Origin of the sequence: Bradyrhizobium sp. 1 (genome assembly GCF_023073315.1) — a bacterium.
Taxonomy (GTDB): domain Bacteria; phylum Pseudomonadota; class Alphaproteobacteria; order Rhizobiales; family Xanthobacteraceae; genus Bradyrhizobium.
In genome coordinates, this window is sequence record NZ_JADPJH010000011.1 from 358,823 (window position 1) to 370,115 (window position 11,293).

9 protein-coding genes are annotated in these 11,293 nt (G+C 63.0%); 2 read left to right on the forward strand and 7 right to left on the reverse strand.

What is annotated here, in order from left to right:
- Window positions 1–4: 4 nt before the first annotated feature.
- Window positions 5–685, forward strand: coding sequence for an SDR family oxidoreductase (locus IVB29_RS07025; RefSeq protein WP_247502666.1), 681 nt, complete (start codon window positions 5–7; stop codon window positions 683–685).
- Between the two features lie 2 nt (window positions 686–687).
- Here the strand turns inward: IVB29_RS07025 and IVB29_RS07030 are convergent, their stop codons facing one another.
- From IVB29_RS07030 to IVB29_RS07060, 7 genes are all read right to left on the reverse strand, one after another.
- Window positions 688–1,620, reverse strand: a complete 933-nt coding sequence (locus IVB29_RS07030) for a dihydrodipicolinate synthase family protein (protein WP_247502667.1) — start codon at window positions 1,618–1,620, stop codon at window positions 688–690.
- Window positions 1,621–1,713: 93 nt separating this feature from the next.
- On the reverse strand, window positions 1,714–3,072 hold the full coding sequence (locus tag IVB29_RS07035) for an ABC transporter substrate-binding protein (protein ID WP_247502668.1): 1,359 nt from the start codon (window positions 3,070–3,072) through the stop codon (window positions 1,714–1,716).
- 199 nt (window positions 3,073–3,271) lie between these two features.
- Window positions 3,272–4,327, reverse strand: a complete 1,056-nt coding sequence (locus IVB29_RS07040; protein WP_247502669.1) for a LacI family DNA-binding transcriptional regulator — start codon at window positions 4,325–4,327, stop codon at window positions 3,272–3,274.
- Between the two features lie 260 nt (window positions 4,328–4,587).
- On the reverse strand, window positions 4,588–5,937 hold the full coding sequence (locus IVB29_RS07045; protein WP_247502670.1) for a carbohydrate porin: 1,350 nt from the start codon (window positions 5,935–5,937) through the stop codon (window positions 4,588–4,590).
- Between the two features lie 121 nt (window positions 5,938–6,058).
- Window positions 6,059–7,120: an ABC transporter permease gene (locus IVB29_RS07050; protein WP_247502671.1), complete on the reverse strand. Its 1,062-nt coding sequence runs from the start codon at window positions 7,118–7,120 to the stop codon at window positions 6,059–6,061.
- Window positions 7,117–8,643: a sugar ABC transporter ATP-binding protein gene (locus IVB29_RS07055; RefSeq protein ID WP_247502672.1), complete on the reverse strand. Its 1,527-nt coding sequence runs from the start codon at window positions 8,641–8,643 to the stop codon at window positions 7,117–7,119. Before IVB29_RS07055 ends, IVB29_RS07050 begins: the two co-directional genes overlap by 4 nt.
- 60 nt (window positions 8,644–8,703) lie before the next feature.
- Entirely contained in the window at window positions 8,704–9,666 is a 963-nt protein-coding gene (locus IVB29_RS07060; RefSeq protein ID WP_247502673.1) for a sugar-binding protein, read from the reverse strand.
- Window positions 9,667–9,921: 255 nt separating this feature from the next.
- Between IVB29_RS07060 and IVB29_RS07065 the strand changes: the two genes are divergently transcribed.
- Window positions 9,922–11,190, forward strand: a complete 1,269-nt coding sequence (locus tag IVB29_RS07065) for an ROK family protein (RefSeq protein WP_247502674.1) — start codon at window positions 9,922–9,924, stop codon at window positions 11,188–11,190.
- Window positions 11,191–11,293 lie beyond the last annotated feature (103 nt).

Here is an 11,293-nt window from a genome sequence, read left to right on the forward strand (position 1 = left end):
GAGCATGGACAAGAGGCCTCACGCACTCGTCACCGGCGCCAGTTCAGGGATTGGCGCGGCGATCGTCGAGCGCCTGTTGCGCGATGGCTGGCGCGTCACAGGCATCAGCCGCCGGCCTGTAACGTTCGATCATCCGGCGTTCGATCATCTGACGCTCGATCTGAACGATGTCGACGGGGTTGGGGATGCTGTCGCAAAGATTGCGCCGACTGCGCTCGTTCATGCCGCCGGCATGCTGAAGGTTGGCCAGCTCGGATCGCTCGATCACGACGATGGCGCTGCGATGTGGCGGCTGCATGTCGACGTCGCCGAGCGTCTCGCCAATGCGCTGGCGCCGCGGCTGCCGAACGGAGGGCGCATCGTCTTCATCGGCAGCCGCACCGCATCGGGTGCAGCCGGCCGCGGGCAATATGCCGCGACCAAGGCGGCGCTGGTCGCGCTGGCGCGGTCCTGGGCGATCGAGCTCGCGCCGAAGGGCGTCACAGTCAACGTGGTTGCGCCCGCTGCCACCAAGACAGCGATGCTGAAGGATCCCTCGCGCGCCAATGTCACGCCAAAGCTGCCGCCGATCGGCCGCTTCATTCTTCCGGAGGAAGTTGCCGGCGCGGTGGCGTTCCTGCTGTCGACTGAGGCTGCGTCCATCACCGGACAGCAGCTCGTCATCTGCGGCGGCAGCTCGCTCTGAACTCAGCGCGTGGCCGCAATCCTGGCGCGGAAGCTCGCCTGACCCTGCATGATCTTGTCGAGCAGCGCATCGAGCGCCCAAAAGCGCTCGTGGATGTCGAAGTCGACGGCACGGCTGCGGATGCACGAGAAGGTGCCGAGCCTCTGATGATACAGCTTCGCCAGTTTTGGATATCCCATCGGCTCGGCCATCGCGGCGAGCGCGAGATAGACGGAGAGATCATCCGCCAGTGCGGGATGCCTGGCGCTGCCGGTCAGCAGCCATTTGTAGAGGTCGGGGTGGAAGTTGGTGAACACGCCGGTGAAGCCGGCTGATCCGGTCTTCATGGCGTCGAAGGCGATCGCTGCATTGGCGTTGACGATGGCAAGCGACGAGCCTTTCGTCAGCGCCACGCGGCGCTTCACGATGTCGAGATCGCAGGACACATCCTTGAGGATCGCGAAGCGCCCGCTGCCGGCGCAGAACTTAATCTCGTCGTCGGACATGAGCCGGCGGAACGGCGCGGGACATTCGTAGAGGCCGAGGGGAAGAACCGACGGCAGCGCATCGAGCAGTGCGCGCAGATTGTCCATGAAGACGCTGCCGCCCTGCCCCTTCGGATCGAACCGGTTCGTCACGAGTACCAGTCCGTCCACGCCGGTCTTGGCGATCGAGGTCAGCTCAGTCACCTGATCGTCGCGGGATTCACTGACGTGCCCCGATGCGATGACTGGCACCCGACCCGCCGCCTGCCGCACGACGAAGCGCGCCAGCGCGACGCGCTCATCGAGGCTCAGAAACTGCATCTCGCTCGACTGGGCCACGGCGAACAGCGCATCGGCGCCGTTGGCAATGTACCACTCGATAAGGTTTTCGAGGCCCGCATAGTCGATCGCGTCGGCTTCGGTGAATGGCGTCAGCATCACCGGAATGATGCCCTTGATGGTTGCAGTCACAAATCGGCTCCCAGGATGTTGAAATCGATGACAGGCAGGAGCCTGCCGCTCACGCGTCTTGCAACGCGTGAGCGCAACTGTTCGGGCCGGTGATCAGTTGCCCGCGACGTCCTTGATGCGCGCGATCATGTCGTCGACAGCCTTCTCGACCGGTTCCTTGTTGGTGACGATGGCATTCACGGCCTTGATCCAGACGTTCTCGTTGTAGAGCGTGGTGAACTTGTAGTTCTTGCTCATCTCGTAGCCGCCGACGCCGGCGAAGAACTGGTCACGCTCGGCGCGGCGATGCACGTCGCCGTCCCAGAAGGCGGACTTCTGTGCTGCCGTCTTGACCGGGAACCAGCGACCGAGCGCGCCTTCGACATACGGCTGGAGATTTTCGTCGCGCAACAGGAACGAGACGAACTCCTTGGCGCGCTCCTTGTTCTTGGCCTGCTCGAAGATCAGACCGATCACCACGGACGCGCGGGTGTGGACCGGCGTGCCATCGGGCTTGTCGGGCCAGACCATGGTGCGGATGCGCTCGTAATAGTTCTTCTTCGCCTCGTCCCGCTGCTCGGCGGTGAGCGTCTCGTTGTTGGCGTCATCGAGCCATTTGCCAGGCACCGAAATCGTCGAATTGTGCGTCATGATCGTCGTCTTGTTGTGGAAGGCGACGTTGTTGTCGGGGTCCTTCCAGCTCGTCGCCGACTGCGGCGTGCAGCCCTTCGCGGCGATCTCGACGTAGTCCTTCATGGCGGCGACAAGGCCCGCCTTCACCTTGGGATCGTCGACCAGGAGCTTGCCGTTGTCGTCGACGAGCACGACGTTGTAGGCGTCCATGAACACCAGGAACGAGATGAAGCTGTCGGTGGCGTCGACGCCCATGGGATGGCCGATGCCGTAGATGCGTTTGCCGGACGCCTTGCGCACGGCCGGCTGCGCCTTGTCGCACCAGAACGACCAGAAGCCCTTCCAGTCCTTCGGGATGTCGGTCTCCTTGAGACCGCCCTCCTCGAGCATGTCCTTCCAATAGTGCAGATGCAGCGTCGCCTGCTTCAACGGAAAGGCGTAGTAGGCCTTCGCCTTGGTCTTGTCGTTGTAGAGCATGACCGTTTCGAGCGACTGCGGCGAGAACTCGCCCTTGATCGGCGCGAGGACCGAGCTGAGATCGACCAGCTTGCCCTCGGAAGCCCACTTGCCGGCGCCCTGGAAATGATAGGTGTCCGCATAGGAGACGTCGGGCGGACTGCCGGCATCGAGCGCCGCCACCAGCTTGGGCATCATGTCCTGCGTCGCATATTGCGACAGCTCGACCTTGACCCCGGTCTTGGCCTCGAACTTCTTGATGACGGCAAGCAGCGCGTCTTCCTCGGCCTTGTAATAGCCCTTGTTCCACCAGACGACGAGCTTCTCCTCCGCGGCCGCGGGGCTCGCCGTTCCCATCACGGGCGCGAGCAGAGAAACCGCCATCGAACAGTGTCTCGCCCATCGCAAAATTCTGTCGCGCATTGTTGTTTCCTCTCCGTCTCATCCCGGCGAGGAGCCCGCCGGTTGCTCTCATGGCTTTTAAAACGGGCTTATGTAAGCGCTTACATATTCGGAGTCAAGCCGCCCTCTTGCGGGGACGTTGTGCGCTATCGAAGAGAGGAGAGGTATCCGCCGTGAGGGATCAGTGTCCCCTGGCCTCGCCGGCGCTCTCGCGGATTTTCAGAACGGGCACGACTTCGCGGGACTGCGCCTGCTCTTGCCGGCCCGCGATCACCGCGAGGAGCTCGTTGGCCGCCAACACGCCGATTTCCTGATTGTCGACTTTCATCGTCGTGAGCCCAGGAGAAAAACGTGATGAAATCGCAAGATCATCGAAGCCGGTGATGGAAAAATCCCCCGGCGCATCAAGGCCACTCTCCCGTGCAGCCATCAACGCACCGAGCGCCAGATTGTCATTGCCGCAAACGATCGCGGTCGGCCTGACATCAACCGGCTGCGCCATCAATCTTGCAAAGCTTGCCGCGCCGAATTCCAGCGTCGAGGGCCCCATCATCAGATCCTGCGCCGCAATTTCCAGGCCCGCAACCGCGAGCGCCTCGCTGATGCCGCGAAGCCTTTCCTTGACGCGGTCGTTATTGGTGTCCGGCTGAAAGACCGCGGCAAACCGGCGATGGCGAAGAGACAGCAGATGCTCCGTCATGCGCCTGAACGCGGCGCGATTGTCAAAGCCGATGCACGGGTGCGATGACAGCTTGTTGTAGGAGTAGGTCACGACGTAGGGAATGCCCCGCGAGTTGAGCGCGTCGAACAGCTCGGCAGGATGATTTTCACCGACCACGGCAAGCGCTTCCACGCCGCGCGCAAGCATCGCTTCGGCCTGCTTCAAGCCTTCGTCCGGATCATAGTTCGAGCAGCCCAGGAACAGCGTGAAGCCGCGTTCGCTGAACACAGTCTGCATGCCACCAATCTGGTGGGCAAAGATCTCGTCGTCGAGCGTCGGAATGATGGCGCCGGCGATATGTGTCCTGCGCGAGGCCAGCGCCCTTCCGGCTGCATTCGGAATCCAGTTCAGCGCGCGGGCGGCGTCCTTGACCCGCTGCCTGACCTCTTCGGAGACCTTGTCGGGCTCGTTGAATGCGCGCGATACGGTCGCAGTCGAGACATTGGCCTTGCGGGCGACCTCATCGAGCTTGACGCGGCCGCTTCCCCCGCGCGCTCTCTTTGAACCAGCTACCATCCAGGCCACGGTTGAATGCGATTTGATCAGTGCCTTGCCATGGTATTGATGACGATGTGGGTCCTCAACGAAAATCTCCTCGCCTGGGCCCCGGCTGGCGATCGTTTCCAGATGAAAAAGCGCGGCGTGCTGCCCAATCGGCAGATCGGTGCCAGCGGCTCCGCTGAGGGCGGGCCGCCGGTGCATACGCTGCGATGCGAGCTCCTCGGCATGCCCGCAGACGGGCATGCATCTTTTGTATCGGACGGCTTACCGTCACATCAGAAGTGGACCTCGGTGCGCATGCCAAGGACCACGGCATTGTCGGTCTTCAAGCCTGCGGCGTTATAGCCGCGCCCGCCGGGATTGATCACATATTGGGCGTCGAACTTGAGGTTCAGCCAGCCGGTCGCCTGCCATCCGTACCACGCTTCGATCGGCACTTCGTTGCCGCCGGCGTTGGGGCTGAGGGCGGCCGAGTTCACATGGGTCGTGCCCACCGCGAAGCCGACTTCGTCCTGCGGACGCCAGGTGAACGTTCCGGTATGCCGGAAGCCTCCGGCGATCTGGTAGTCCTGGTACGACGTCCGATGATCGGCAACAGTCGTATTGAGGAAGGTATACCAACCCACCGCACCGGGGCCGTCGATGGTCAGCCGCTGCACGACCGACTCGTAGACGCCAAAGCGGCCTCTTTGATCTCCGAGATTTTGATCCGGGACGCCACCGACGCCCGGGATGGTCGAAATGATACCCGGCAGGCCGCCATCGATTGTCGATGCGTTGTCGTACCAGCCGCCCAACCTCCATGTCCCGTTCAAGGGACCTTTCGGCGCCCAGACCAGCTCCACCGGCACCAGCACGCCGCTGGCAGGATTTGAGCGGGGGACGCCCGGCAAGAAGTAGGTGGTGGGATCGTCCGTCGTCAGGTAATTCGGATTGGCATCGTAGACGCCGACCGAAATCGTGAATTCCGGCGCGATCTTGTAGTGGACGACACCGGCCCACTGGCTCACCGGCCAGTTATAGATGTAGCCGCCCTGGATGTTGCCGGGCTGGCCGCCGCAGAAGGTCAGGTTGACGAACTCGCACAGGCCGAAGAAGAAGTCGGAGCCGACGGGCAGACGGCCGCCCTTGAGTTCGAGGCGGTCATCGAAAAGTTTCTGCGAGTAGTAGAGCTGCGTCAGGCGCAGGATGTTGCCGCGGCCGAACACTTCGTTGGTCAGCTGCAAGGCGGGAATACCCGCCTGGTCATTCAGATTGCGGCCGAAGCGATCGACCAGCGTAAGGCCAACCGTGCCGCCGGGGATGCCGGCAAGCTTCGCCATATCGAGCTTCGCGCCGAACCACAACTGACCAGCATTTGCTGCGGTGTTCTTGCTTCCACCCGTGACGTTGCCGACGGCTTCGTCGCCCAGCGTGAGGCCGAGCTCGATGCCCCGCTCCTTCAGCTTTGTCCTGCCGAGATCGCCGAACAAATACGGCCTGGTCCAGAAATCATCGGTTTCGGCATAAGGAACAGGAGCAGCTTTCGTTACAAGATCGGCCGCATGCACTCCACCACCCAATAGCGATGACAAAGCAATCCCGACACCGCACACACCTGCAGTGCTCACTAACCTGCGCAACATTTTCGTCGTCCTCCCGCGTCTTTGGCTTGGTCTGTTTTGCCTCACGTCCTTGCCCGAAGCCCACGAGCCCAAGACGCGTTCCGTCCCCCAGCTGGCCGCTGACGGAGCGGCCTTGTGTCTGTCATGCCTGATCGCCCGTTCGCGTTGGCACCACGGCCGCACCGCGCGGCGGTGCGCTCTTCTGTCCTTGCACAGGTGCGGACCGCGGCGTGGTGCGTGCGACGCTGGCCAGCGCCACCTTGCGGCGGCGACGAGCCTGCAACTGCTGATCCGCCAGCACGCCGATCAGGATCACCGTCCCCATCACCGCGAAGTTCAGCGAATTGGGAATGCCCAGGATGTTCACGAGGTTCTGCAGCACCTGCAGCAACGCTGTCCCCAGCACGATACCGAGAATGGAGCCCTCGCCGCCGCGCAGGCTGCATCCGCCCAGGACGGCGGCCGCGATCGCGTAGAGCTCATAGAAGTTGCCGAAGGAGCTCGGCGAGACCGAGTTCGTGTAGAACACGAACAGGACCGTTGAAACTGCGGCGAGCCCGCCGCTGATGATATAGGCGGTTGCGATCACCATATTCGTGCTGATGCCCGAGAAGCGCGCCGCTTCCTCGTTTTTGCCGACGGCATAAAGCCAGCGCCCGTAGACCGAACGGTGCAGCAGCACGCCGAGAATCAGGGTAAGGATGATGAGGAGGATGAAGGTGTTCGGGACGCCCGCCACATTGCCGGAGGCGATGTCGCTCAGTGTCCCGGCCTCGTCGCCGTAGCCGAAGCCGCGTGTCGAATCGGACGTATAGTAGCGGGCGGCGCCGCGATAGATCAGCAACCCGCACAGCGTCACGATGAAGGGCTGCATTTTCAGCCGCGTGATCAGGAAGCCCTGGATGCCCCCCAGCGCCAGCCCGCCCAGCAGCACGGCCAACAGCGCGATGGGCCAGGGAATCTCATAAGTCGTCAGAAGGTCGATGAAGACGACGCCGAGCAGCGCGAACATCGAGCCGAGCGAAAGGTCGATGCCGCCGGTGATGATGACGAGCCCCTCACCAAGCGCGAACACACCGAAGAGGCCGATCAGATTGGCCATGTTCAGCAAATTCACCAGCGACAGGAAGGCCGGATTGATAGCGCCCGTGATCGCGGAGATCACCACCAGCAGCAAGCCGAGGCCGAGTTCTTTCTTGATCATGGCGCAGCCGCTTCCATGCTTTCCAGCGCCTGGCCCATTGCTAGCCGCAATACGTTGTATTCGCTGAACTGCGGGCGCTCGAGCACGCCGCTGACGCTGCCTTCATGCATCACGGCCACCCGGTCGGAGACGCCGATGACCTCCTCCATGTCCGAGGAGATCATCACGATCGCGACGCCCTGCTCGGCGAGTTCGCGCATCAGCGCGTAGATCTCACTCTTGGCGCCGACATCGACGCCACGGGTCGGCTCGTCGAAGAACATCACGCGCGGCTGCATGGAAAGCCACTTGCCCAGCACGACTTTCTGCTGGTTGCCGCCGGAGAGCGTCACCGCCTCCATATCGATGCTTGGCGCCTTGATGGAGAGACGCCTCACCTGTTCTTTCGCCACCTTGCGCTCGTCCGCGCCGCTGACCAGCCACATCCGCGCGTAGTTCAGCAGGCTGGCGAGCGTCACGTTCTCCCGGATCGGCAGCTCCAGCACGAGCCCGGATTTCTTGCGGTCCTCCGGCACCAGATAGATGCCTTGCCTGATCGCATCCCGCGGCGATGCGACACCGACCGGTGCGTCGTCGATCCTGATCTCGCCACCGAGCAGCGGGTCGATGCCGAAAGCCGCGCGGGCAAGAGAGGTGCGGCCGGCGCCCACCAGTCCCGCCAGCCCCAGGATCTCGCCATGCCGCACGGAAAGATCGATCTGCCGGTCGGGAAAGGCGGTGGTGACGACGCCGACGATATTGCAGCCACCCGGCTGCGGCGGCCGTTGCGGCGGCGTATACAGCGCCTTCAGGTCGCGGCCGATCATCAGCCGGATCATTGCGACATGGCTGAGCTCGTCCCGCGCCAGCTCCCCGACCGTGCGCCCGTCGCGCAGCACCACCACGCGGTCGGCGCAGGTCATGATCTCGCCGAGCCGGTGCGAGATGTAGATCACTGCGATGCCCTGCGCCTTCAGGTCGGCAATCACCTCCAGCAACCGTTCAGTCTCCGAAATCGTCAGGCTGGAGGTCGGCTCGTCCATGATGATCACGCGGGCGTCGATCGAGAGCGCCTTGGCGATCTCCACCATCTGACGCTCGGCGATGGACAGATTGTCGACCAGCGTGTCCGGGGCAAAATCGGCACCCAGCCGCTCCAGCAGCGGCGTCACACGGGCGCGCATCTGCGCGTTGTCCACCAGCTTCAGCGGGCCGCCGACAAGCTGCTCGCGTCCGATGAAGACGTTCGCGGCGACGTCGAGATTCTCGAACAGGTTCAGTTCCTGATGCACGAAGGCGATGCCGGCCTGCGTCGCCTCGGTCACCGTCATCCCGGCATGCTCGTTGCCGCCGATGCGGATGACGCCCTCGCTCGGCGCGATCACGCCGCCCAGCACGCGCATCAGCGTCGATTTGCCGGCGCCATTCTCGCCGATCAGGCCCAAGACCTCGCCGCGGCACACGCGCAGGCTGACATCGTCGAGGGCCATGACCCCGGGATACGACTTGCTGATCCCGGCGAGTTCGAACAGGATTTCCGCCATTCATTTCCTCCCGCACGACGCCCGGCGGCTGTGGCAGCCGGGCGTCGCAAGGCGCTGAAATCACTTCTTCAGCAGGTCCTTCAGATTTGCGGTGAAGTCTGCGACGTTCGACTTGCTGATCACCTTGGTCGGCACGATCAGCTTGCCGCCTGCCGGGATCCAGGACTTGTCGCCGTTCAGCGTCTTGATGATGTTGGTGGCGGAGAGATAGCCGAACTCGTAGGGCTGCTGCACGACGGTGGACTCGATCGTGCCGTCCGAGACGCCCCGCAATGTGCGCTGATCCTCGTCGAAGCCGACGATCTTCACCTTGCCGGCCTTGCCCGCCGCCTTGACCGCATCATAGATCAGCGGTGTCTCGTAGCTCCAAAGGCCGGACAACAACGCGATGTCGGGATATTTGACGAGCACGTTCTCCATATTCGCCTTGGCCTTGGCGAAGTCCACCTGGTCGGTGAACACGTCGACCAGCTCGACCTTGGTACCGGCGATCGCTTCCTTGATGCCCTGCACCCGCTCGCGGGCGTTATCCGCGTCCATCGTGCCGACAAACAGCGCGATCTTGCCGCCGTTCGGCAGCGCCTTCTTGATCTCCTCGCCTGCTTGCCGCCCGGCCGCAACGTTGTCAGTCCCGATATAGGCAAGACGGTTGCTCTGCGGCGCGTCGCTGTCCGTCGTGATCAACACGGTCTTGGCGGCAACCTTGTTGAGCTCTTCGGTTGCGTGCGACGCATCGTCGACCGAGATGGAGATGCCGGCGACGCCGCGCACCAGCAAATCGTCCAGCTCGCGACGCTGGCCCGCCGCGGTTCCGTCGTTGGTGACGATCAATTCGATCTTGTAGTCCGGGTGCTCCTTCTGCGCCTTCTCAAGACCGCGGCCTGCGATGGTCCAGAAGTCGGCCGCGACATTGGTCACCAGCGCGATGGTCTTTTTCTGTTGGGCCTGCGCCACCCCCGTCGCCATCGCGAGCGCGGCGGTCGCGAGTAGCGGCACTAGCAATTTCTTCATCGATCCGTTCATGTGCACCTCCCTTTGGTCACCCCGATGAGGGGCTTCACGACGCTTTTGCGCCTTCTTTTATTCACGCAGCGAAGAAATGTCGCAGAGCAAAAACATCGAAAACAGGATGTACTGGCTCCTTCTTCAAGCTGAAATAGTACATGAGGTATTATATTAGTAAATATGGCTCGCAAACGTCGCTATCCGGCTGTGCTTTTTCGATCACACCAGGAATTCTCCGAGCATTAAATTCACCTCACGAATTAAAGAGACAACATGGTTGACCAAATTGAGCCGTCGAGACGCAATTCAAGCATCGCCCGCGGCTCAAATCGCGGCCGCCTCGTCGAAGTCTTGCGACGCCAGGGACCGTTGCCGCGTGTCGAGCTCGCCCGGAGTACGGGATTGAGCTTCCCCGCCGTGTCGGGCCTGACCTCGAGACTGATCGCGGAAGAGTTGTTGTGCGAGACCGAGACGCCGGCAGCCTCATGGTCCGACGACACGGAGGAAGACGATGCGGACGGGCTGAACGGCCGCCGCCGTGGCCGGCCGGCCGTGCTGCTGACCCTGAACCCGCAGTTCGGCCGCATCATTGCGGTCTCGCTGCGGATGAATCTGATCGAAACATTGATCGCGGATTTCAGCGGCTCCGGCCTGGCACAATCGCGGCTCGAAGTCGCAACACGGGCTCTCGATGCGGGCGCGTTGTGCGATCTCGTGATTGCGCAGATCGATGCGATGCTCGAGGCGACGGCCACACCGCGCCATCGCCTGTTGGGAATAGGGATTGCCCTGCAGGGTATCGTGAACGCGGACACTGGCAGGCATCTATGGAGCCCGGCGCTGTCCGTCACCGACATCGACCTGGTGAAGCCGGTGCGCCAGGCCTTTGGCACCGAAGTCGTGATTGCGAATGACGCTGTGGCGGTTGCGCTCGCGCTCTCCGCCGCGGAGCCGATACTGGCGCAGGGCCTCGCGGCCACGATCATGGTCGGCCACGGCGTCGGCATGGGCGTCATTGTCGATGGTGAAGCACGTTGGGGCGCCGGCGCCGGCAGCGAGATTGGCCATATCAAATTGGGATCGAACGGGCCGCAATGCCGCTGCGGCCAGCGCGGCTGCATCGAGGCCCATCTCGCCGACTATGCGCTCTACCGCGACGCCCGCACCTTTCTCGACTTGCCGCCGGCGGCGGCGCAACAGCCTTCCGAGGCGCAGATGGCCCTCCTCCGCGAGCGCGCGCGGAGCGGCGATCCCCGTCTCGAGCACGTATTCCAGCAGGCAGGCCGCGCGCTTGCCGAGGCGGTCGCGGCGACGATATCGGTGCTGCGCCCACACCATGTGATCCTCGCGGGACCCGGCCTGCAGGCATTTGACATGATGCGCGGCGCCTATGAGGAGCGGCTCGCGCAAGCGGTGTTGCCATGGCTGCTCAAGTCCACGGCGATCTATCTGCGCCCAAGCGAGTCGGCGGCAATTGTCGACGGCATGGTGCGGCGGACGCTGTGGGTCGTGGACCGTAACCACATGGAAGCGACCGAGTAAGCACCGGCAGCTGCGCTGGCTGGGGCGGGAGGGATCGAACCTCCGAATGGCGGAATCAAAACCTGCTTGATTATATAGTTATTTCAAGGCGCATTTGGAAAAA

Excerpts from the sequence above, each read along its gene's own strand:
- IVB29_RS07025 (WP_247502666.1), top strand. The coding sequence starts at position 5 with ATGGACAAGAGGCCTCACGCACTCGTCACCGGCGCCAGTTCAGGGATT.
- IVB29_RS07035 (WP_247502668.1), bottom strand. The coding sequence starts at position 3,072 with ATGGCGGTTTCTCTGCTCGCGCCCGTGATGGGAACGGCGAGCCCCGCG.
- IVB29_RS07040 (WP_247502669.1), bottom strand. The coding sequence starts at position 4,327 with ATGGTAGCTGGTTCAAAGAGAGCGCGCGGGGGAAGCGGCCGCGTCAAG.
- IVB29_RS07045 (WP_247502670.1), bottom strand. The coding sequence starts at position 5,937 with ATGTTGCGCAGGTTAGTGAGCACTGCAGGTGTGTGCGGTGTCGGGATT.
- IVB29_RS07050 (WP_247502671.1), bottom strand. The coding sequence starts at position 7,120 with ATGATCAAGAAAGAACTCGGCCTCGGCTTGCTGCTGGTGGTGATCTCC.
- IVB29_RS07055 (WP_247502672.1), bottom strand. The coding sequence starts at position 8,643 with ATGGCGGAAATCCTGTTCGAACTCGCCGGGATCAGCAAGTCGTATCCC.
- IVB29_RS07060 (WP_247502673.1), bottom strand. The coding sequence starts at position 9,666 with ATGAACGGATCGATGAAGAAATTGCTAGTGCCGCTACTCGCGACCGCC.
- IVB29_RS07065 (WP_247502674.1), top strand. The coding sequence starts at position 9,922 with ATGGTTGACCAAATTGAGCCGTCGAGACGCAATTCAAGCATCGCCCGC.